At 69.4% G+C, this 23,463-nt stretch carries 12 protein-coding genes; 3 read left to right on the top strand and 9 right to left on the bottom strand.

The features are described 5' to 3' along the window. Nucleotides 1–353 precede the first annotated feature (353 nt). From PHP91_RS07420 to PHP91_RS07385, 8 genes are all read right to left on the bottom strand, one after another. Complete coding sequence (locus PHP91_RS07420; RefSeq protein ID WP_300139128.1) at nucleotides 354–1,829, bottom strand: hypothetical protein; 1,476 nt, start codon at nucleotides 1,827–1,829, stop codon at nucleotides 354–356. A gap of 72 nt (nucleotides 1,830–1,901) precedes the next feature. Further along, complete coding sequence (locus PHP91_RS07415) at nucleotides 1,902–2,297, bottom strand: cytochrome c3 family protein (RefSeq protein ID WP_300139126.1); 396 nt, start codon at nucleotides 2,295–2,297, stop codon at nucleotides 1,902–1,904. Nucleotides 2,298–2,439: 142 nt separating this feature from the next. Then, on the bottom strand, nucleotides 2,440–3,210 hold the full coding sequence (gene cobJ / locus PHP91_RS07410; RefSeq protein WP_300139124.1) for a precorrin-3B C(17)-methyltransferase: 771 nt from the start codon (nucleotides 3,208–3,210) through the stop codon (nucleotides 2,440–2,442). Then, entirely contained in the window at nucleotides 3,211–4,245 is a 1,035-nt protein-coding gene (locus PHP91_RS07405; protein WP_300139122.1) for a cobalt-precorrin 5A hydrolase, read from the bottom strand. A 54-nt stretch (nucleotides 4,246–4,299) separates the two neighbouring features. Continuing rightward, nucleotides 4,300–5,421, bottom strand: coding sequence for a cobalt-precorrin-5B (C(1))-methyltransferase CbiD (cbiD, locus tag PHP91_RS07400; protein WP_300139120.1), 1,122 nt, complete (start codon nucleotides 5,419–5,421; stop codon nucleotides 4,300–4,302). After that, nucleotides 5,418–6,929 (bottom strand): SDR family oxidoreductase, encoded by a 1,512-nt coding sequence (locus tag PHP91_RS07395; protein WP_300139119.1) that lies wholly within the window; start codon nucleotides 6,927–6,929, stop codon nucleotides 5,418–5,420. Before PHP91_RS07395 ends, cbiD begins: the two co-directional genes overlap by 4 nt. Nucleotides 6,930–6,961: 32 nt before the next feature. Then, a complete protein-coding gene (locus PHP91_RS07390; RefSeq protein WP_300139117.1) occupies nucleotides 6,962–7,219 on the bottom strand; it encodes a hypothetical protein in 258 nt (85 codons plus the stop codon). Nucleotides 7,220–7,238: 19 nt separating this feature from the next. Then, nucleotides 7,239–8,231: an NAD(P)H-dependent glycerol-3-phosphate dehydrogenase gene (locus PHP91_RS07385; RefSeq protein ID WP_300139115.1), complete on the bottom strand. Its 993-nt coding sequence runs from the start codon at nucleotides 8,229–8,231 to the stop codon at nucleotides 7,239–7,241. Nucleotides 8,232–8,363: 132 nt separating this feature from the next. Between PHP91_RS07385 and PHP91_RS07380 the strand changes: the two genes are divergently transcribed. The 3 genes from PHP91_RS07380 (at nucleotide 8,364) to PHP91_RS07370 (ending at nucleotide 12,762) form a co-directional block, all read left to right on the top strand. Beyond that, nucleotides 8,364–8,840: an Lrp/AsnC family transcriptional regulator gene (locus PHP91_RS07380; RefSeq protein WP_300139113.1), complete on the top strand. Its 477-nt coding sequence runs from the start codon at nucleotides 8,364–8,366 to the stop codon at nucleotides 8,838–8,840. Nucleotides 8,841–8,853: 13 nt separating this feature from the next. Then, the gene (gene hemL, locus PHP91_RS07375) at nucleotides 8,854–10,113 is read left to right on the top strand and encodes a glutamate-1-semialdehyde 2,1-aminomutase (protein WP_300139111.1); all 1,260 of its coding nucleotides are present in this window, start codon (nucleotides 8,854–8,856) and stop codon (nucleotides 10,111–10,113) included. A gap of 216 nt (nucleotides 10,114–10,329) precedes the next feature. Next, nucleotides 10,330–12,762 carry a hypothetical protein gene (locus tag PHP91_RS07370; RefSeq protein ID WP_300139108.1) on the top strand — a complete coding sequence of 811 codons (2,433 nt, stop codon included), beginning with the start codon at nucleotides 10,330–10,332 and terminating at the stop codon, nucleotides 12,760–12,762. Between the two features lie 74 nt (nucleotides 12,763–12,836). Here PHP91_RS07370 and PHP91_RS07365 read toward each other — a convergent pair whose 3' ends face one another. Further along, a complete protein-coding gene (locus tag PHP91_RS07365; RefSeq protein WP_300139105.1) occupies nucleotides 12,837–23,384 on the bottom strand; it encodes a FecR domain-containing protein in 10,548 nt (3,515 codons plus the stop codon). Nucleotides 23,385–23,463: the final 79 nt, after the last annotated feature.

Raw genomic sequence — 23,463 nt, 5'->3', positions numbered from 1 at the left:
AACGCTGGAACGCCCTGAGCTCGCGCAGCACCATCTACGCGGGCCAGCGCCTCAAGGTCTACGTCCAGTAGCCCGCACAGCACCGTCCATTCCGGCCCCGCCCCCGCAAGGGGACGGGGCTTTTCTTCGCCCCGCGCAGTCCCAATGGCGGCAGCCACGGCGGCGGGAACGGGCCTTCCCCCGTTGGCGGGGAGCGCACCTTGCCTTCGCAACCCGAAGACGACGGCGCGCGTCCTTTTGCGCCTGTCGAGCCCCCGCTTGGCGCGCGCGAGGGACATTGGAGATGCAGCCCAACAAAAAGGCCGGTCCCTCCATGCGGAAGGACCGGCCATGAAAGGCGGGTCTTGTTCGGCCTAGTCGTCCAGGTCCCTGGCCAGGGCCGCGATCTCCTCGCGGATGATGCGGGCCGCCTCGGCGGGCACCAACTGGGCGATCTCGTCGCGCAGCCTCAGCTCCAACTCCTCCACGCGCGCCTCCAGCGAGGCCACCTTGGCCTGGAGCTCGGCCACGTCGGGCGCGGGCTCGGTGCGCACGTCCGCCAGGAGCTGGTTAACCTCCACGTCGCCGGAGAGGTTCACGCCAGCGTCGGGCGGCATGGCCTCGGCCGCGATCATGTCGGAGACGGAGTCCCCTTCCATGCCCGGCACGTCCATGCCCTCTACGTCCATGCCCTCGACATCCACATCGGGCAGCTCGGCGTCGTCGGACTCGTCCACAAGGTCGGAGACGTCCACTTCAACGTTGTCGAGCAGGCTCTCCATGTCGTCCATGGCGTCGTCGTCCTCCAGCCGCTCCACCCCGGCCAGCTCGGCGATGTCCAGGTCCGGCCCGTCATCGACGGCGGGCTCGGCGGGGGCCTCCGGCTCGTCCATAAGCATGGCGATCTCGTCGTCGGACATGACCTCGTCCACGGGCAGGTCGCTCCCGGCGTCCTCCGCCAGGGCCGCGTCGCCCGCATCCTCGTCCTCGATGTAAATTTCTTCCGCGCCTTCGTCTGCCAAGGCGTCCAGGGAAATCTCGTCCTCAAGCGCGGCGTCGGCCAGGTCCTCGTCCTCGCCGGACCCGGACAGGTCGTCCAGGAGCAACTCGGACTCCTCCGGGGCCGCTTCATCGGCCAGGCCATCAAGGGAAATTCCGGGTTCCGGAGCGGGCTCCTCGGCCAGGTCGTCCAGCAGCAACTCGGGCTCCTCGGGAGCCGCTTCCGCTTCTTCGGTGGGCAGTTCCAGCTCGGCCGGGGTCTCCCCGATCACGTCGTCCAGGAGCAGGGTCTCTTCACCGCCCTCGCCGAGCAGGTCGTCCAGCTCGGGAGCGTCCTCCGCCTCCTCCAGCAGGTCGTCCAGCTCGATGACGTCCTCGTCGGCCGTCGCATCGGGCTCGGGCAGGAGCTCGTTGTCCTCGGCGATGTCGTCCACCATGGCGGCGACCTCGTCGGCGTCCGGCTCCACGGCGGGTTCTTCGGCCACCACGTCGTCCAGGATCAGCAGGTCGTCGTCCGCCTCGCCCCCGATCTCGTCGTCGAGCGTCAGCAGGTCGTCGTCGGCCGCCTCATCCGCGGCCTCGTCGTCCAGAACCAGCAGGTCGTCATCCTGCGCGCCCCCGTCATCGGCCATGAGGTCGTCCAGAACGATGGGCTCGTCCGCGACGTCGTCCGATTCGTCGGCGGCCGCCTGCTCCTCCTCCAGATCGTCGGAGAAGAGGTCTTCGAGCTCCTGCTCGAAATCGGCGTCGAGATTGTCGGTGTCCAGCGCCTCGTTTTCAGGGGCTTCGCTGAACAGGTCGTTGACATCGACGGTATCGTCTTTGGGCGGAGGCGGCGGGGCCGGGGTCATGGATTCCTCCCTGGAAGCGGTTGGAAAAAAGGGGGGCTGTGTGACAGCCCCCCCTCGAATCACCCTATGGAACTACTTCTTGGGGTGGCAGTCCTTGCAGCCCTTGGGACCCTTGCCCTTGGCCTTGTGGCAGCCCAGGCAGGAGTTGGCGGCATCCTTGTTGTGCCAAGCCTGGTAGAAGCCCTTGGGATCCTTCTTGGCGGCGGCGGCGGCGTCAGCATGGCAGCCTTCGGCCACACAGCCCTTGATGGCGGCCTTGTCCTTGGCCTTGTGGTGGCAGACCAGACAGTCGGCAACGGCTTCGTGCTTCTTGTGCGGGAAGGTCACCGCGGTCTTGGTGGCCTTGGCGCCGGCGGGCACGGCCAGCGTCATGGTGTCAGCCGGGGCGTTGCCGGCGATGACGGACGGCAGCGCGAAAGCACAGACCAGAGCCGCGACCATCAGGCCAATCATCAGAGATTTTTTCATGAACCTACTTCCTCCTGTTGCAAAAAAATGAACAATCACACTCTCTACTTATGCGGGATAAATAAGTATCCCCCCCCTGTCAAGCAGGGGGTGGCATCGTAGACGCTTGCTTTTACCTGAAAAAGCCCTTCCTAGGCAAGGATTATTCCTGGGAGCCCGGGTCTGCGGCGAGGTCGTACTTGCGGTCGTAACCGCGCGGGGTCAGTAGAAAATCACCCGCCCGGCGGGTGGCGGAATTGCCGATGACCAGCACGGTCTGCATGTCCACGACGCCCGGGTCCACCCCACCCAGGGTGGTCAGGGTTACGGCCTGGCCCGTGCGGTAGGCCCGCTCCACGATGCCCACAGGCGTCTCCGGGGCTCGGTGTTCGCCGACAACGGCCAGGGCGCGCGCCAAGTGGTCCCGCCGCTTCTTCGAGCGGGGGTTGTAGACCGCGAGGACGAAATCGGCCTCGGCCGCCAGCCTGAGCCGCTTCTCGATGACCTCCCAGGGCGTGAGCAGGTCGCTCAGGCTCACGGAGGCGAAATCGTGCATCAGCGGCGCGCCGAGCAGGGCCGAGGCGGCCACGAAGGCGGGCACGCCCGGCACCACGGCGAAGGGCACGGCCCCGAGCAGCCCCTCGGCCTCCAGGACCTCCAGGAGCAGCCCGGCCATGGCGTAGACGCCCGCGTCGCCGCTGCAGACCATGACGGTGCGGCGGCCCTCCCGGGCGCATGCCACGGCCCGGCGCACCCGCTCCACCTCGCCGGTCATGCCGGTGGAGATGACGGTCTTGCCCTCAAGCAGCACCGGGTCCACCAGCTCCACATAGCCCTTGTATCCGGCCACCACCTCGGCCGCCTCGATGGCCTCGCGGGCCGCCGGGGCGAGCAGCGAGTGATCGCCGGGGCCGAGGCTCACGGCTGTCAGCATCTATGCCTGCCTTTTCACCTTGGCCACGGCCAGGGTCACGGTTTCGGTCTTGGTCTTGAGCACCAGCAGCTCCCCGCCGTCGGACAGGAGCAGGGCCGCCGCCTCGGAGACCGAGCCGACGCCCATGTGCTGGCGTACAATGGATGACGGACTGGGCACGTTCACGGAGTCCAGCCGCTCCGGGGAAAAGAAGACGGGGGTCACGCCCAGGCGGGCGGCGGCCTCCAGGATGCCCGGCTCGTTCGCCTTGACCTCGGCGCTGCCAAGCCCGCCCACGGCCGACAGGGGGAAGTGGTTGTTCCGCATCACGGTCTGGATATGGCTGAAGATCTCGTCCACCCCGGTCCCCCGGCGGCAGCCCACGCCGAGCATCAGCGCCCTCGGATAGAGGCGCAGGGCCCCGTCGTCCGGGCAATCCTCGCGCACCGAGACCCAGACGCCGGGCTCGCCCGGCCACCAGTCCGCCGAGGAATCCACGGTCGCGGCCCAGTGCTCGCCCCTGGCGCCCAGCCAGTTGTCGGGATCGAAGACCTGCACGGCCCGGCCGTCCAGGATGGCCCCGTTGACCGTCTTGACCCGGTCCAGGTTGCCGATGGACAGCCCTCGTGCCACGGCCAGCATGTCCAGGGAGGGCAGTCCGGCCGAATCCGTGGCCGTGGTGATGACGGCCTGGCCCCCGACGATGTTCGCGCAGCGCTCGGCCAGCTCGTTGCCCCCGCCCAGGTGGCCGGAAAGCAGGCTGATGGCGAACCGGCCGTACTGGTCCAGGCAGACCACGGCCGGGTCCACGTCCTTGCCCCGCAGGTGGGGCGCGATGCACCGGACCGCGATGCCGGAGGCGGCCACGAAGACATGGGCGCGGTAACGGGGAAAGGTTTCGGCCACCAGTTCGGAAAGGGAGTCGAAGGCGTGGGCGGCCATGTCGCCACGGAAGCGGCGCGGGGCGAAAACCTCGCCCCCGAGGCGCTGGGCGAGGCGCACGGCGAGTTCGAGCCCCCGGCGGGTCAGGGCGTAGCAGGCGACGGTTGCTGACATGGTACCCCCGTTGGTACCAGTTCCCGGCCCGATGCGGAAGAGGAAAAAGGCGGGCTATCCCAGCCGGGCGCCGTCGAAGTCGAAGACCGCGTAGCCCACGGCCAGAGCGGGGCCGCCGAAGGCGTTGGCGGACTCCCTGGCGCGCTCCACCAGGAGGCGGACCAGGGCGGGCCGGGCCGGGTCGTCGGCCAGGAGGTCCAGGACCTGGCGGGCGGTGTTGGCCCCGCGCGTCGCCTCGACGCGGCGCGGGTCGCAGCCCGCCTCGGCGCACCAGTCGGCCAGCCGGGCGAAATCCACGGGGTCGGACTTGGCGTGGGTGTACTCCATGCCCTGGGCCTGCTTGGCCAGCTTGCCGAAGAACAGGGACCAGGTGACGCGGGCGAAGCCCCGGCGGGCCGCCGCGCGCAGGGAAAAGGCGAAGAAGTCCGCCGCCTGGACCAGGGCCTGGGGCGGGGTTCCGGGATGCGCGTCCAGGAAGAGCCGCTCGGACCGGCGGCCCGTGGTCAGGACCACGTGGTCGAGCCCCAGGGCCAGGGCCACGTCCATGCCTTCCTCGATGGTGGCGGTCCAGGCGTCGTGCGAATAGGGCCGGACGATGCCCTGGGTGCCCAGGATGGAGATGCCGCCCAGGATGCCCAGGCGCGGGTTCATGGTCTTTTTCGCGATGGCCTCTCCCTCCGGGACCTCGACCAGCACGCGGACCCGGCCCGAGCCGAGCCCGGACGCGGCCATGCGCACCCCGGCCTCGATCTGGCGCAGGGGGTCCGGGTTGATGGCCGCCGCGCCCACGGGCACCGGCAGCCCCGGCAGGGTGGCCCGCCCCACGCCCCGGCCGCCGTCGACGGCGACCGCGAGCGGCCCGTCGCCGGGCTCCAGGGCAACCAGCGCCTGAATCTCGCAGCCGTGGGTGGCGTCCGGGTCGTCGCCGCCGTCCTTGAGGACCGTTGCGCGCACCGCCGCTCCCTCGCGCTCGATGCGGGCCACGGGCACGGTCAGGACGCCGCCCGCGGGGAGGGGAGCGGACATGGCGGCCCGCCGCTCGCCCGTGAGCAGGCAGCGCAGCGCGGCCATGGCCGCGGCCGTGGCGCAGGTGCCGGTGGTCCGCCCGGCGCGCAGCTCGCGGGTCGTCTCCCCGGCCAGCACGTCGGTGACGTTTTCAGTAGTATTTCCGGTCACTTCTTTGACTCGATCCGCTCCGGCGGCTCGTAGAGGAAAGTGCCCGCCCGGCGGGAGATGTTCTCGATCATGTTGCTGAAAAGCAGGAGATGGAAGGGGTACATGGCCTTCCAGTAGAGGATGCCGAAAAGCCCCTTGGGCAGGAACTTGGCGGTCATGGACAGATCCACGGCGTTGTCCCACTGGGACTTGAGCCTGAACTCCAGCAACGCCTCGCCCGGCAGCCGCATCTCGGCCAGCAGGAGCAGCCTGCGGCCGGGATCGCTGGCGATGACGCGCCAGAAGTCCAGGGCGTCGCCCACCCTGGGCACGCCGTCGCCGTGGGGCCGCCCGCGCCGGGTGCCGGGCCCGGCCAGGAGCCGGTCGATGAAGCCCCGGAGCTGCCACAGGGGATCGCCGTAGTACCACCCCCTCTCGCCGCCGATTCGGGCCACGGTCTGCCAGACCTGCTCGGGATCGCCCTGGAGCCGGGCGCGGTAGCCCATCTCGTAGCGCGTGCCGCCCGCATAGTCCGGGTCGTTCACCCCGGCCCACTCCGGCATGCAGGCGCTGCCCACGTCGAAGAGGCAGGTCTCCACCTGCTGCTGGGCGGTCTTGTCCACGGCGCGGCGGATGGCCTCGCGGCAGGTCAGGAGCTTCTGGGGCACCAGCTCGCGGATGGCGTTGTCGCGGCAGACCACCTCGTTGCGCAGCCCCTCCACCAGGGAGCGGACCAGAGACATGGGCACGGGCGTGAACATGGACACCCAGAACGAGGAGAGCCGGGGCGTCAGAAAGGGCGCGGGGATGATCCGCCGCCGGGGCAGCCCGGCCACCTCGGCGTAGAGGTGGAAAAGCTCGGTGTAGGACAGGACGTCCGGGCCGCCGATGTCCAGGGTCAGCCCGGCGGTGGCGTCGTTCTCCAGGCAGCCCGCCAGGTAGCCAAGGACGTTGCGGATGGCGATGGGCTGGGTCCGGGTGCGCACCCACTCGGGCGTGAGCATGACCGGCAGCCGGTCGCCCAGGTAGCGGATGAGTTCAAATGAGGAGGAACCCGCGCCGATGATCTGGGCGGCGCGCAGGGTGGTCACCCGCGCCGGGGAAAGGGCCAGGATGCGGGCCACCTCGGCACGGGAGCGCAAATGCTTGGAGAGCGGCCGGTCCTTGTGGTCCTCGCCCAGGCCGCCCAGGTAGATGATCCGCTCCAGGCCGGAGCCCGAGGCGGCGCGGACCATGTTGTAGGCCGCGTCCCGCTCCTCGGCCGCGAAGTCGCGGCTGGGGCGGCTCATGGAGTGGACCAGGTAGAAGGCCGCCCGGCATCCCTTTGCGGCGGCCAGCAGGGAGGCCGCGTCGTGCATGTCCGCGCGCACGACCTCGACCATGGGGTTGTCGGCCCAGGGGCGCGAGCGGATTTTCTCCACGCTGCGCCCGGCCGCGCGGACCCGATGGCCCCGCTCCAGCAGGAGCGGCACCAGCCGTCCACCCACGTAGCCGGTGGAGCCGAGCACGAGCACGGGCCGTTCGTCCATGGGATCATCCCTCCCCTGAGGCCGCAGGGCCGTTAATGCCTGCCGAAACGGATTTCGGCCTCCTTGCGCGCCCAGCCCCGGTCCTCCATGCACTGGTCGTAGACCTCAAGCTGGCGGCGCTTGTCCAGGGGGAACCGCTCGCCGGCCTTGACGTCGCAGTCCAGGGAGTCCTGCTTGAACTTGGCCTCGGACTGGCGCTTGTCCCCGGATTCGGGGTTGGACCACTGCTTGGAGCAGCTCGCGGCCAGCAGCAGGGAGAGCAGGAGGCAGATCAGGAGAAACGGGCGCATGGCGGCTCCTCGGGGTTGGCTATTCGTCCTTGAGGTCCCGGCTCATCAGGTCCTTGACGGCCCGGGCCGGGTCCTTGTCCTCATACAGGATACTATAGACCTGCTCGGTGATGGGCAACTCCACTTCGAGCTTCTGCGAAAGATTATAAAGGGCGCGGGTGGTCTTGACGCCCTCGGCCACGGCCCGCATCTCGCCGATGATGGCGTCGAGCTTCATGCCGGAACCGAGCTTGAGGCCCACCTGGCGGTTGCGCGACAGGTCGCCCGTGCAGGTCAGGACCAGGTCGCCCATGCCGGAAAGGCCCATGAAGGTCCGCTGCTGGCCGCCCATGGCCATGCCCAGGCGGGACATCTCGGACAGCCCGCGCGTGATCAGCGCGGCCCGGGCGTCGTGGCCGAAGCCCAGGCCGTCGGCGATGCCCGCCGCGATGGCGATGACGTTCTTGACCGCGCCGCCCAGCTCCACGCCCCGGTAGTCCGGGGTGAAGTAGACCCGGAAGAACGGGGTGGAGAACGCGGCCTGGAGCTCGCGCCCAAGCTCGTGGTCCTCGCAGCCCAGGGACACGGAAGTGGGCATCTCCCGGCTGACCTCGGCCGCGAAGGACGGGCCGGAAAGCGAGGCGTAGCGCGGCCGCTTGCCCTCCAGGGCCTCGGCCACCACCCGGCTCATGGGGGCCAGGGAGTCCAGCTCGATGCCCTTGGAGGCGCAGACCATGACCGGCCGGTCGGGCAGCGCGTCGCGAAAGCCCGCCAGGGCGGGCCGGATGAACTGGCTGGGGATGACCAGCAGGAAATAGTCGGCCCCGGCAAAGGCCCTGGCCGGGTCGCTCTCGGCCCGGAGCCGGTCGGTCAGGGTCACGCCCGGCAGGAAGGCGGCGTTCTCGTGGCGCTCGTTGACGTCCGCCACGACATCCGCCTCGCGCGCCCAGAGCACGGTCTCGATCTCGGTCTTGGCCAGCATGTCGGCCAGGGTGGTGCCCCAGGCTCCGGCCCCGAGTACGGCTATTTTCATGGATCTCTCCTTGGATGTTGCATTGGGGACGCAACGTTACGTGCCGCGCCCTCCGCTGGCAAGGGTCAATGCGCCGGATTCGGGACGCGCACCGGTTGCATCCCGCCTCCCGGAACGGTATAGACCACAGCCATGGCCATACAATTCACCGAGACCGAACAGAAGATCCTGGCGCTGGCGGGCACCGACCTGCCGGATACCGAGCGGCCGTTCCTGACCATCGCCGAGGCGGCGGGCGTGGACGAGCAGACCGTCATCGACCTCATCGCGGACCTCAAGCGGCGCAAGATCATCCGCCGCTTCGGGGCCACGCTCCGGCACCAGAAGGCGGGCTACGGCCACAACGCCATGGTGGCCTGGCGCGTGCCGACCGAGCGGCGCGACGAGGTGGGCGAGATATTCAGCTCCCGGCCTGAGATTTCCCACTGCTACATCCGCCGCACCTATCCGGAGTGGACCTACAACTTCTACACCATGATTCACGGCGAGCGCCCCGGCCACGCCGAGGAGGTGGTGGCCGTGCTGGAGAAGCTGACCGGCCTGACCGACAACTGCGTGCTCAACTCCCTCAAGGAACTCAAGAAGACCTCCATGGTCTACTTCAAATAAAAGGACATCACCCATGGATTCGAAAGCCCTCTACGCCAAGGCCCAGACCCTCATGCCCGGCGGCGTCAACTCGCCCCTGCGCGCCTGCCGCTACGTCAACAGCGAGCCCGTGTTCATCGAAAACGCCAAGGGCGCGTACCTCTACGACGTGGAGGGCCGCAAGTACGTGGACTACGTCTACTCCTGGGGCCCGCAGATCCTGGGCCACCAGGACCCGGCCGTGTCCGCCGCCGCCCACGCGGCCATCGACCACGGCTCCAGCTACGGCGCGCCCTGCCTGGGCGAGGTCACCCTGGCCGAGGCCATCACGAAGCTCGTCCCGTCCATGGAGATGCTGCGCATGGTCTCCTCGGGCACCGAGGCCACCATGTCCGCCCTGCGGCTGGCGCGCGGCTGCACCGGGCGCAAGAAGTTCGTCAAGTTCATCGGCAACTACCACGGCCATGCCGACGCCTTCCTGGCCGCCGCGGGCTCCGCCGCCGCCACCGTGCCCGGCACGCCCGGCGTGCCCGAGGAAGTGACCATGCACACCCTGCTCGCCCAGTACAACGACCTGGACGCGGTGCGCGCCCACTTCGAGGCCTGCGGCGACGAGATCGCCTGCGTCATCGTGGAGCCCGTGGCGGGCAACATGGGGCTGGTCCTGCCCAGGGACGGCTTCCTCCAGGGCCTCCGGGACCTGTGCACGAAGTACGGGGCCCTGCTCATCTTCGACGAGGTCATCACCGGCTTCCGCGTGGCCCCCGGCGGGGCGCAGCAGCGCTTCGGCATCACCCCGGACCTGACCACCATGGGCAAGATCATCGGCGGCGGCTTCCCGGTGGGCTGCTACGGCGGCAGGCGCGAGATCATGGAGCACATGGCCCCGGTGGGCGGCGTGTTCCAGGCCGGGACCCTCTCCGGCAACCCCGTGGCCATGGCCGCCGGGCTGGCCACCCTGAACCGGCTGGCCGAGTGCGACTACGACGCCCTGGAGGCCAAAACCAAGGCCCTCACCGACGAACTGGCCGCCATCCTCGCGTCCAAGGGCCACCCGGTCTGCGTCCAGCAGATCGCCTCGGCCTTCACCCTCTATTTCACCGACCAGCCGGTCACCGACATGGCCAGCTCGGCCAAGGCGGACCAGAAGACCTTCGCCACGTACTGGCGGCAGATGATGGACCAGGGCATCTACCTGGCCCCGGCCGGGTTCGAGTGCGCCTTCACCTCCTTCGCCCACGCGGACGAGGACTTCGAGAAGACCATCGAGGCGGCGAAGAACGTCAAGTTCTAACCTGCCGGGATCATTCGATTCCGAATCGGGGAGGCCGTCCGGACGGGCGGCCTCCCTTTTTTGCGCCGCCCGGCCCGCCGCTCCGCCAAGCGGTCGGCCGGGGACCGGGAATCCCGGACTTGACGCGGTTTTTTGCGGGCGTATACTATACGTGCGCCAATTGCCCCCGCGGCATCGCGCCGACCAAGGACGGTCGGCTTGGCAGGGAGTTTCCCAGTGTCCACCAGCTTCACCGACTTCATCGTGGCCGGTCCTCCCGGCCAGGTGACGGCGGGCCCGCCCGGCTCCTTCATGGCCGGCGGCCCTGGACACGTCATAACCGGCGAGCCCGGTCACGTCCCCATCGACACCACCCCGGCCCATGTGCCCATCGACACGTCTCCGGCGCGCATTCCCTATGCCCCGGCCGCTGGCCTGAGCAGCCAGGGCGGGTCCCTGGCCGGTCCCGGCTACACCGGCGGCGGGGGCGGCGGTGGCGGCGGTGGCGGCGGCTCCGGCTCCGGCGTGGGCGGCGGCGCGGGCATGATCGGCGGCGGGGGCGGCGGCATCTCGGCGGGCGGCGGAGGCGGCTCCGGCGCGGGCATGATCGAGGGCGGCGGCTCCGGCTCCTCCGGCAATACGGGCGGCGGCGCATCGGCCATCCAGGGCGGCGGCGCGGGCTCCTCCCTGGCGGGCGGCGCGGGCGCGCCCTCGGTCAACAGCGGCGGAGGCGGCGGGGACAGGAGTTCGGGCGGCGGCTCCGCAGGCCAGAGCGGCGGGGGCGGCGCGATCTCCCCCAGCACCGGCGGGGGCTCCACCGGGAGCGGCGGCGGAAGCGGCCCCAACGAGCAATCCCTCATCAAGCCCGACAAGAGCACCGGCGACGTGCCCATCGCGCCGCCCATGGGCATCCAGCCCATCTCCCCTGCCGGGCACGTGCCCTTCGTTCCGGGCGTGGGCGTCTCCATGCCCACCCTGACCGGCGTGGTGCCCATCCCGCCCGCGGGCAAGGTCCAGGCCTTCCGCTCTACCCATCCCCACGGCACCTTTTTCGGCCACACCCAGAACTGGCCCAGCGACACCTTCAACCACCTGGTCCACTCCACCGCCTTCACCCCGGCCAGGCAGCAGACGCCCCCGTGGATTCCCACGGCGGACGGCTACGTGGAGCCCTTCCGCCGCCCCGAGATCAACGTGGACTACCCGGACGCGCCCGCCAGGCAGTTCGACTACGCGCCGCGCAACACCTACAACATCGACATGAGCGCCACCCAGGAGGTCAACAGCTCCCTGACCTATCCCTCGAACGTGGACAAGCACATCGACCAGTCCATGGAGATGATCGCCTACAACAACCGCACCCAGTCGAGCCAGTTCTCCATGGACAACTCCTCCAGCCACAGCCAGACCCTGAGCTACGACCGCACCCTGGAGAACTCGCAGTCCGACAGCCAGACCACCAACCTGCAGACCGTGGTCCGCGAGGAGCGGACCGTGACCAACGCCCAGGAGACCAGCAACACGGTCAACCTGCCCGAGCGCACCAGCGTCGCCAACGACAACGGCGTCACCGAGAACCATGCCGTGGACGCCCGGACCTCCGTCAGCGAGGAGCACCCCGTGGACGCGAGCGAGACGCGCAACCAGTCCGTGGAGAACGTGGAGCGGTCGAACACCACCGTGGTCAACGACAACTCGGTCAACCGGACCGAGGACTACTCCCAGGACTACCGCCAGGAAAACGAAATCAACTTCTCGAACGAGGACCGCTCCGTGCACGAGCAGACCTTCGTGCGTGAAAGCAACGTGGACAACTCGCGCGACGCGGAGCTGTCCATGAGCGACACCTGGGTCAACCAGAGCGACAACTCCGTGACCTGGAACGCCGACTACGCCTTCCCCACCGAGAACCTGAACCTGGCCACCTACACCACGGTCTCGGACAACGACGTCAGCCAGGAGTCCACCCACACCCTGAATTTCGACGGCTCCCAGAGCTACTTCAGCCAGGCCTCCTACTCCACCACCCTGGAGAACAACACCGAATTCCGGTACGTGGACCAGGACCTGAGCCGCTCCACCCAGGTGGAGAACCACACCACCAACGTCAGCGACGAGACCAACCTCTCGTTCTCGGACACGCACTCGGTCCAGAACAACTTCGACCAGTCGCGGATCATCGACCAGTCCTCCACCTACAACTTCCGCCAGGAGGACAACTCGGTCCACACCAGCCAGACCAACCACACCACCAACCTTGTGGAGAACACCGCGCTCTCGTTCTCGGACACCCGGGCCGTGGAGAACAACTTCGACCAGTCGCGGATCATCGACCAGTCCACCACCTTCACCACGGTGAACCAGGACCAGAGCAAGGTCACCTACGTGGACGACAGCGACACCAACCTGGTGGAGAACCGCTCCGTGACCTTCGCCACCACCCAGGAGCGGTACGTGGACAACGACAACTCCACCCGCATCAACCTGGACAACGACTTCAACCACGTCACCCAGGACAACTCGGTGACCAACATCGTGGACGGCCGCGAGATCAACTTCATCACCGTGGAGCAGGTGACCAACGTCTTCGACAACGCCCGCAACGTCAGCATCGAGGCTCTCCAGGCCCCGGAGCGGACCGGCGGGACCATCATCGTGGGCCACGCCTAGACCCGAAGCGAAAAAGAAAAGGCGCGCCTCCCCGGCCGGGGAGGCGCGCCCTTTTTGTTCGGAATGCGCCGCGCCTAGAAGGCGGGCACGTCGACCACCTCGACACAGGCGGCGGTCAGGTCGTTGTCCTGCACTATGCCGCCGTTCATCTCCGTGACGGTGGCGAGAATCTGCTCGTTGCCGCCCACCGTCGCGCAGTCCGGGTCATAGTAGAGGATGCCGGTGCTCGCCCCGGTGGCGCTCACGTAGACCAGCCCCGCGCCGGTGGCGCCCGAGATGGAGCCGGTATAGGTGGCGCTTTCCACATTGTGGAACTTGGACGGATCGAAGCCGTCGGGCAGCAGGCTCGCGAAGTGGCTGCTGGAGCTGTTGATGCCGAGGATGTCCTCCCCGGCGTCGAAGTCGTTGAAGGCCTGGGCGTCGGCGGAGGTGCCGTAGATGGCGAAGGTGTCGCTGCCCGAGCCGCCGCAGAGGATGTTCGCCCCGTTCTGGCCGCCGTAGATGAAGTCGTCGCCCGCCAGGCCGGAGATGAAGTTGGACGAGTTGTTGCCGCCCAGGATGTCGCCGTAGGCCGATCCGAAGACGTTCTCCACGTTCTGGATGACCTCGATGTGGCCCTCGCCGTCGATGGCGCTCTGGCCGCCCTGCAGGCCGCCCAAGCCGCCCGCGCCGTAAAGGTCCACGGTGACGCCGTCGTCGTCGTGGCAGAAGGACACCGTATCCTCGCCGTCTCCGCCGTAAAAGGAATCAGCGCCCTTGCCGCCGATGAGCAAGTCCATGCCCGTGCCGCCGATCAGGGCGTCGTCCCCGTCGTAGCCGAAGAGGACGTTGAAGTTGCCGTCGGGCGCGGAGAGCTCGTCGTTGCCGATGGTTCCGGCGGTGGCGGTGTTGCCCATCTGGCCGGTAATGGTTCCGCCCTCGGAGAAGACGGTGCCGAAGATGATCTCCGAGCCCAGGGACGAGGTGGCGATGATCCCGTCGTCGCCGGCGGCGGTGACGTCCGCGTCGTGCCACAGGGAGTGGGTGGTGAAGTCGTAGACCAGCCCGGTCACGGCGGAGCCGCCGTCCTGACCGGTGTAGGACGAGGTCTCCAGCCAGAGGTAGTCCTGGGAGCCCAGGTCGCCGGAGAGCCAGATGTAGTCATGATCGAGGTCGAAGTCGGTGATGGTCTCGCCGTCGGCCGACATCTGCACGGCCGAGCCGTACTGGTACAGGAACTGGTCGGCCCCCTCGCCGCCGGTCAGGGTGTCGTCGCCGTCCCCGCCCCAGAGGGTGTCGTTGCCCGAGCCGCCGATCAGGACGTCGTCGCCGTATTCGCCGCCGAGGAAGTCGTTGCCCTCGCCGCCCTCCAGGTGGTCGGCCACGTCGCCCGCCAGGAGCGTGCCGTCGCCGCCCCAGAGCGTGTCGTCGCCGTCGCCGCCCAGGAGGGAGTCGGCCCCCAGGCCGCCCATGAGACTGTCGTCGCCCTCGTAGCCGATGAGGGTGTCGTCGTAGGAGGCGCCGGTCAGGGTGTCGTCGTTGGCCGTGCCCTCGATGAGCTGGCCGACGCCGCCCGCCCCGCCTGCGCCGTCCACGATGGTCCCGTCTTCCAGGATCAGGTCATCCAGGACCAGGGAATTCGAGCCCAGGTTGGCGACTACGCCTTCCCCGGCGGAGTCGGCCACCGTGGCGTCGGCGTCGTACCAGAGCTTGTGGTTGGCGCTGTCCCAGACCACGGCTCCGCTGTTGTTGGACGCTCCGGCGATGACGCCGTCGTAGTTGTCCTCCATGTACCAGGTCAGGTTGCCGAAGTCGGCATTGAACCAGATGGAGTCCGTACCGCTGATGAAGTCGGTGATCTGGTCGCCGCTCGCGCCGGTGACCAGCACGTCCGAGGAGGACATGTAGCCGAAGGAGTCGGCCCCCTCGCCGCCGGTCAGGGTGTCGTCGCCCATGTAGCCGATGAGTATTTCCGCCGCCACGCTGGCCGCGATGATCTCGCCCGCGAGCGTGTCGTTGGCGCCGGTCAGGCGCAGGGTGTCGTTGCCGTAGGAGTTCCAGCCGCCATAGGTCCAGGCCGACGTGTTCACGGTCTGGCCTGCGCCCACCGCCACGGTCAGGGAGACGCCGGAACCGGAATCCGAAAGGGAGGCGACCTCCCAGGCCTGGTTCGTGGCCACGGACCCGTTGAGGGTGGTGTCGGTCCCGGCCTCGATGGTCAGGTATTCCACGTCGGTCGCGGAAACCAGGCCGGAGAGGTCCACGGAGGTGCGGATCTCGTCGCCCGCGCCCTCCTCGCCCTCAACCACGGCCCCGGAGGGCGAGTCGTTGAAGAAGAAGGTGTCGTCGCCCGCCCCGCCGGTCAGGGTGTCCGCGCCGCCCATGCCGTTGATGGAGTCGTCGCCCGCCAGGCCGTCCAGGAGGTCGTTGCCGACCGAGCCGTTCAGGGTGTCGGCGAACTTGGAGCCGGAGACGCCCTCGATGCCGGAGAGGCTGTCGGTGTCGCCCCAGCCGTCCACCACCGTGCCCGCGCCCAGGTTCGCGACGACGCCGGAGATGTCGTCGCAGTAGTCGGCCCAGTCGGTGCCGCCGCCGCCGATGATGGTGTCCGCGCCCTTCCAGCCGGAGAAGCCGTTGTCGTCGTCGTTGCCGGTGTAGGCGTCGTTGCCCCGGGAGCCTTCGATCCACTCGATGTCGGTCAGGGTGTCGGTCCAGCCGGTCCCGGACACGTTCCACTGGCTGTTGATGTCGTCCCAGTTTACGGTCACGCCGGAGAGCAGGTGCCAGTAGGACACGGAGTCCTCGTCCTCGCCGCCGCCCCCGCCGTCGATCAGGTCCGAGCCTTGGTCGGGCGCGAATTCCTGGTCGCCGGCGTCGCCGGTCATGGTGTCGCCCAGGGTGGAGCCCCAGACCATGTCGATGTCGGTCAGGGTGTCGATATCGCCGCCCACCGTCACGGTGCCGGAGGTGCCGGTCATGTTCACGTTGATGCCCACGCTCGACTCGTAGTAGGCCGCGATGTCGTAGCCGGTGTCCGTGAACGTGTCGTGGACCGAGCCGCCGTCGATGAGGTCGTTGCCCCCGCCGTCGATGAAGATGTTCACCCAGGAGTCGTCGCCGGTCAGGGTGTCGTTGAACGCGGTGCCCCAGACGCCCTCGACGTTGGTCAGGGTGTCGTCGCCCCCCCCGCCGGTGACCAGCCCGGTGGCCAGGTCGGCGTTGATGCCCGCCGATTCGTTCGCGTACTTGGCCACATCCAGCTCGCGCAGGGCCTGGGAGTTGTCCCCGCCGTCGATCAGGTCGTCGCCCGTGCCTCCTTCCAGGGAATCCTGGCCCGCGCCGCCCGACAGGGTGTCGTTGTTGGACCCTCCCCGCAGGGAGTCGCCCGCGTCAGAGCCCAGGATGTTCTGGTGGATGTTGGCGATGAAGTTGCCGTCCCAGGTCAGGCTGTTGGTCCCGGTCAGGCCCGTGGCGTCCACGGTCAGGGTGGAGAGGTAGTCGGAAAGGTTGTCGTGGCCGGACAGGGTGGTGGCCGCGTCGCCCAGGGTGATGTGCTCCACGCCGGTGACGTTTTGCAGCGAGTTCGAATCGCCGGAGTAGAGGAAGCCCAGCGAGTCGTCGCCGTCGCCGCCCGCCAGGGTGTCTTCGGAGTCCAGGTAGCCCTGCATGACAAGGCTGTCGTCCCCGTCGCCCGCCGAAAAGTAGTTGTCGCTGTCGTCCGCGCCAGCCAGGGTGTCGCCGAAATCGGAGCCTATGACCGCCTCGAACCCGGTCAGGGAGTCGCCGAGAGCCCAGCCTGCCGAGCCGACGCCAGCGTCCAGGTCCACCGCCACGCCCGTGGTGGAGCTGGCGTAGTTCACGGTGTCGACGCCCATACCGCCATCGAGGCTGTCCAGGGAGGCCGAGGCCAGGACCAGGTCGTCGCCGTCGTCCGCGTCGGCCGCGACCACGTCGATGCCTGTGTCCCAGTTCCCGCCGAAGCTCAAGGCCGAAAGGTTGATGACGTCGTCGCCGGTGGTGCCCGCGATGTGCAGGGTCTGGATGCCTGAGCTGGCCGCGGCGGTGGCGTCCACGGTCCAGGAGGCGAGGTCGGCCACGTTGAAGGAGGCGAAGGAGTCGCCCAGTTCATAGGCGAAGGTCAGGTCCTCGATCCCGGTGATGGAGAGGGCCCCGGTAAAGACCTCTTCAGCGAGGCTCATGTAGATGGTGTCCGCGCCGTCGCCGCCGTCAAGGGAGCTGCCGGAGCCCATGGCCCCGCTGAAGTGGAAGAGATCGTTGCCCAGGCCGCCGGACAGGGAGTCGACGCCTCCGTTGCCGGTGATGGTGTCGTCGCCCGATCCGCCGAACAGGGACTCGTCGCCGCTGGTGCCGGTCAGCGAGTCGCCGCCCGAGCCGCCGATGACGGCCTCGAAATCCCCGGCCGAAAGGTTGTCGCCCGCCGCGTCGCCGCCCGAGGCGGTCTTCGTGGACAGGTCCACGACCACGCCCACGGTGTCCGACGCGTAGGACAGGACGTCCGATCCCGCGCCGCCGGACAGGGTGTCCGCGCCCGCGCCGCCCTCGATGGTGTCGTTCCCGTCGCCGCCTGAGATGCAGTCGTTTCCTTCCCCGCCGTAGATCAGGTCCGCGCCGGAGGAGGAGGTCCCGCCGTCGCCGTAGATGGTGTCGTCGCCCGCGCCGCCGTGGATGGTGTCGTTGCCGGAAAGGCCGGACGAACCCTCGCCGTAGATCAGGTCGTCGCCGTCGCCGCCCTCGATGGAGTCGTTGCCGTACTGCCCCTTGATGGTGTCGTTGCCGTCGCCGCCCAGCATGACGTCGTTGCCGTCGAAGGTGCTCAGCGACGCGCCGGTGATGGAATCGTCGCCGTCGCCGCCCACGAGCGTGTCGCTCGCGAACCCGCCGTTCAGGGTGTCGTTGCCGTCGCCGCCCATGAGGCAGTCGGTGCCGCCGGAGCCGGTCAGGGAGTCTCCGGCCAGGCCGCCGGTCATGACCAGGTCGTTGCCCGTGGCGTTGGAGCCGTCGAAGTTCAGGCTGCTGTAGGCGGTCAGGGCCGAACCGTCGATGGTCAGGGTGGAGCCGGAGTCCGCCATGTCGCCCGACAGGACGATGGTGGTGGCGGCGTCCGTGAAGATGACGTTCTCGATGGAGGAGACGTTGTTCAGGGCCGTGGAGGACCCGTTGTCGGTCATGACCAGGGTGTCGTCGCCCGCGCCGCCGGCGACCGCCGCGACATGGGTGCCGTTGCTCATGTTCACGCCCATGGTCAGGAGGTCGTCGCCGCCGTCCAGGCTCACGGCCAGGGTCTGGGAGAAGCCCGAAAGGTCGAGGGACGAGAAATTCAGGACGTCGTCGCCCGAGGTGCCCGCCACTTGAAGCTGGGCGGACTGGGAGTCGCTGGTGACCACGAAGGAAGCGCCGTCCAGCAGCGTCCTGGCGAAGCTGACCGAGCCGGACTGGAAGTGCAGCGTCTCGATATTGCTGATGAAAGCTCCGGTGAGGTCCAGATCGGCATAGAGCTCCAGGGTGTCCGCGCCGTCGCCGCCGTCGATGACGGCCACGTCGGAGTTGCCCGCGACCCGCAAGGTGTCGTCGCCCGCGCCGCCCTCCAGGGTGTCCACCCCCTGGGTGCTGACAAGGGAGTCGGCCCCGGCCCCGCCCGACAGGCTGTCGTCCACGGTGGAACCCTGAATGACGTCTCCGTCGGCGCTGCCAGCGACCTTGACGTAGTCCTGGCCCGAGACGAATCCGGACATGTCGCCCAGATAGAGTTCCGAGGCGGCCTGGAGGTTGATCTCCAGCACCTCGGCGGTCCCCGCGCCGTTGGCGCTCACGGACCAGCCCGGGTCGTACTCGTTCTCGGTGAAGGAGGCCGTGGCCCCGGATTCGATCCGGACCTGGCCCACGCTCGAAATGAGCGCGCCGGAGAAGTCCGTGGAGGTCTGGACCACGATGACGTCCGTGGAGCCCGAGTCGCCGCCGTGGATTACCTCGCCCGCCTCCACGTCGCCGGTGTTGAACAGAAAATGGTTGGTGTTGTTGTAGCCGCCGGCCAGGGTGTCCCGGCCCGCCCCGCCGTCGATGGTCATGACCCCGGAGGAGTCGCCCGTGACCGAGAGGGAGTCGTCGCCCGCCCCGCCGTCCAGGATGGCCGAGGCGTTGCCCGTGGCCGAGGCGATCAGGGTGTCGTCGCCCGCCCCGCCGACCAGGGTGTCGTTGCCGCCCCCGCCGGTCAGGGCGTCGTTGCCGTCGCCGCCGTCGATGTATTCGACGCCGGAGGAGCCGGTGATGGAGTCCGCGCCCCCCAGGCCCCGGAGGATGAAGTCGTCGTCCGCGTCCCAGCTCATCCGGTCCATGGACGCACCGCTCATGTCGAAGGTGTCCGCGCCCGAGCCGCCCTCCACCAGCACGGTCTCCGTGGTGCCCGCCGAGCCGCCGCTCAGCGTGGACAGCCCGGTGATGAAGTCGACCATGCCCATGTCGAAGGTGGCGGTCTGGCCGTCGCCGATTATCAGGGACTCGATGCCCTCGATGTCGCCCATGGGGTTGAAGTCCGTGCTGGTCTGGACCACCACGGAATCCGTGCCCGCATCCGTGCCGTCCACGCCGCCGTAGACGGCCTCGCCGCTCTCGACGTCGCCGTTGAAGACGAAGGTGTCGTCCCCGTCGCCGCCGTACTGGAGGTCCGCTCCGGCGCCGCCCTCGATCCAGTCGCCGCCCGCGCCGCCCCAGAGTTCGTCGTTGTCCGCGCCGCCCGTCAGGGTGTCGTTGCCCGCCATGCCCTTCAGGGTGTCGTCGCCCGCGCCGCCCGCAAGGACGTCGTTGTCCGCGCCGCCCGTCAGCGAGTCGCCGCCCGCGCCGCCCGTCACCTCCAGGGAGTAGCTGGAGGCGGCCTGCCCGTCCAGGATCAGGGTGTGGCAACAGGTGATGGCCGAGCCGTCGAAGGCGACGGAGCCGGAGCCGACGAAGCCGGCCGTGAGGACCGCCTCGGTGTCCGCGTCGCCGAGCACGACGTTTTCCACGCCCTGGACAGCCAGCAGGTCGTCCGTGCCCGAGCCGTTGTCGGTGAAGGACAGGGTGTCGTCGCCCGCGCCGCCGACCACGGCCACCTGAGCGGACATGTTCCCGCCCATGGCCAGGGACGCGCCCGCATCGGAGAGGTTGACGGTCAGGGAGCCGGTGAAGGCGGAGAGGTTCAGTCCGGAGAGGTCCGTGGACTGCGCCCCGGCGGGCTTGGCCAGAACCAGGCCGCCGTCGTGCTCCAGGGCATAGCCGGCCCCGTCGAGCTGGGACGCGGCCATGGTCGTGGAGGCGGCGGTGTCGAAATACAGGACCTCCACCGTGGTGATGGCCAGGGAGGAGGCGTTCTGGGTCCCCTGGAAGAACAGCTTGTCCGTGCCCGTCCCGCCGTCCACGGAGACGGTGCTTGCGCCCACGTACACGGTGTCGTCGCCGTCGCCGCCGGTGACGGTGTCCTCGCCGGAGCTGGTGATGGCGTCCGCGCCCGTGCCGCCGTCGATGAGGTTGGCTCCCGAGCCGCCGTCGATGACGTCGTTGCCCGAGCCGCCGTCGATAGTGTCGTCGCCGCCCCCGCCGGAGATGCTGTCGCCGCCCGCGCCGCCGTCGAAGATCTCGGCCATGGCGCCGCCGGTCAGGTTGTCGCCGCCGATGCCGCCGTCCAGGACGATGCGGTCCTCGCCCGCGTTCCAGTGCGAGAAGGTCGCGCCGGAGCTGTCGAGGGCCCCGCCCAGGGTCGAGTTCACGTCGAGCTGGAAGGTCTCCACCGTGCCGGAGGAAACGTTGCCGGACACGGCCCAGGACGTGAAGGCGGAGTTGCTCTCGTCAAAGATGCCCGTGGCCGAAGCGCCCAGGGACACGGCCTCCACGTTGGAGATGGACGCGCCCGTGAAGTCCACGATCTCGCCGCCGCCCACCCTGATCTCGTCCTGGTCGGCCTCGCCGTCGATGACCTCGCCGCTCCCGGAGTCCAGGGAGCTGAAGAAGAAGGTGTCGTTGCCCGCGCCGCCCTCCAGGGTGTCCGCGCCGAACCCGCCGTCGATATAGTCCGCGCCCGCGTCGCCCTGCAGGGAGTCCGCGCCCAGGCCGCCGTCCAGGCTGTCGCTGTCGCCCCCGCCGCGCAGGGTGTCGTTGCCCAGGCCGCCGGTCATGGTCTCGGAATAGTTCGAGCCGACGATGGAGTCCGCGCCCGCGCTGCCGGTGACGTCGAAATAGTTGACCGCGCTCAGGGAGGCGAGATTGAGGGTCACGGAGGTGGCGGCCGCGCCGTCCACCGTCACGTAGCCGCCCGCGTCCGCCACGCCGCCCGCGCCCACGGTCACGTTGGTGGCCGCGGCCCCGAGGACGATGGCTTCCACTCCGGCGACCCCGTCGAGGTCGTTGACCCCGGTGTCGTTGTCCGTGAAATAGAGGGTGTCCAGTCCGGCCCCGCCGTCGATGGAGTCCGTGGCGTCCAGGTGGGTCCCCATGTACAGGGCGTCGTTGTCGGCCCCGCCCAGGAGGGTGTCGGCCCCGGCCCCGCCGGACAGGGTGTCGTCCCCGCCCGAGCCGCTCAGGCAGTCGTCGCCCAAGCCGCCGAACAGGGTGTCGCCCAGTTCCCCGCCCGCCAGGGAGTCGCTCCCGTCGCCGCCCAGCAGGTAGAAATGCGAGTCCGTGTCGGCCGCGGCCGAGAAGGTGACCCCGGCCGACTGGGAGCCGTCCAGGTACAGCGTCTCGCCAGCGTCCGCGAGGGAGCTGGTCACGTTGGAGAGCGCGGCTGCGGCCGTCCCGGTGACGATGGTCTCGATGGAGGTGACGTTTTGCAGGTCGCTGTCGCCGTCGAGCCGCAGGGTGTCCGAGCCCGCTCCGCCGGAAATATGATCGTCAGACTGCACCGCGCCCAGGGTGTAGGTGGAGGTTTCCGTGCAGTAGTCGCCCACGGCCAGCAGGTCGTCGCCCGCCCCGCCCGCCAGGGTGTTGGCCCCGGCCCCGCCGTAGATGTCGTTGTCCGCGGCGTCGCCCGTGATCCGGTTGGAGGGGGTGACGAGGGTCTGCTCTTCGCTGTCCAGGTAGGGCGCGGCCCCGATGACGGTCTGGATGGCGTAGACCACCGTGTCGGAGGAGACCAGTTGGTGGACCTCGGCGTCGTCCGTGTTGCCCTCGGACTCGTAATAGGCGACGTCGCGCGGGGCGACGCCACCGCCTTCGAGGTCGACCACCAGGCCGTCGCCCCACTCGGAAAGATTCAGTTCGGTGACCAGGATGGTCTGGGGCTGATCGTCGTCGTCCGGGTCGGGATCGTCAGGACCAGCGGGGGGAGTGTCCCCGCCCGTGCCGTCGCCCGCGCCGTCGCCCGTGCCGTCGCCGGCTCCGGAGAGGGGGGCCGTCCCGGCGGGAGGCGTCGTTCCCGTGGGGTTCCCGCCCGTGGGAGATTCCGGATTCACGCCGCCCTGAGGCTGGCCGGCGTTGTCGTTGCCGTTCTGGTTGTCGCCGTTGTCGCCGTTGTCGCCGTTGTCGCCGTCGTCGCCGTTGTCGCCGTCGTCGCCGTTGTCCCCGTTGTCCTGAGGGGCGTTGACGGGGCCGGACATGTGGGACGCCTGGGAGGCCGCCGCCGTGGTGGCCGCCGCCTCCGCCGCTGCGCGGGCCGACGCCGCTTCGGCCGAAGCCTGGGCCGCCGCTTCCGCCGCCGCCTGGGCCGCAGCCTGGGCCGCCTCGGCCTGGGCCGCCGCCTGGGCCGCCGCTTCCGCCGCCGCCTGGGCCGCCGCCTGGGCAGCCGCCGCCTGGGCCGCCGCCTCGGCCGCCGCCTGCTGGGCCGCCGCATCCTGGGCGGCCGCCTGGGCCGCCGCCTCCGCCGCCGCCTGGGCCGCCGCAGCTTCCGCCGCCGCCTGCTGGGCCGCCGCCTCGGCCGCGTCGGCCGTGGCCTGGGCGTCCTGGGCCTCTTCGGCCGCCTGGGCGGCCTCTTCCGCCTTTTCTTCGGCGTCCTGTTCCTTGGCCGCCGCCTCGCGCGCCGCGTTCTCGGCGTCCTGCTCCGCGCCCTGAGCGTCGAAGCTGGGGGCGCCCTGCATCAGCGACTGGGAGGAAAGCTGCTCGAAGGTGGCCAACTGGGACTGCGAGGCCTGGAAGGTGGGGCTGAGCCCGCCGCGCGTGGCCGCCACGCCCACGCCGTCCTGGGAGACCACCCGGATGGGGCCGCCGGACGTGGGCCGGATGACCACGGGACGGTCCACGAAATCGACCACCGCATGCATCTCGCGGCCGCCGGGCATGACCGTGTGGCCTGTAGTGGTGCCCCGGATGCCGATGGTGGCCATGGGCGTCTCCAGCTTGAACCCCTCGGGGTTCATGTCCACGATCTCGCCCGTCACCGAGCGGAAGGTGCCCTGGAGCAGCTTCACGGCCATCTCGCCCGTGGACTGGTCCGGGTCGAACACGTAGGTGTCGAGCACGGTGGTGGAGTTCGGGCCCTGGGAAAGCAGGGCGCCGTCCTGGAACTTTATCTCGACCGCGGAGCCTGGCCCCGTGGTCTTGATGACGTCGTCGGCGTAGACGGGGCTCTCGGCCTGGAGGGCGCGGACGCCGTCGGCTCCCTCGGCGGTGGCGGAGCCGTAGCTGACGGTAACGACGCCAATGGGCTGGGCGGTATCGGGCATGGGGGGGTCCTTTGATGTAATACCTCTAGTACGTCGGATATCAAACATCCGATCCCGAGGCAACAGCGAAGATTAATTT

The organism is Pseudodesulfovibrio sp., assembly GCF_028692895.1.
GTDB lineage: Bacteria > Desulfobacterota > Desulfovibrionia > Desulfovibrionales > Desulfovibrionaceae > Pseudodesulfovibrio.
This window is presented reverse-complemented; position numbering and strand designations above follow the sequence as displayed.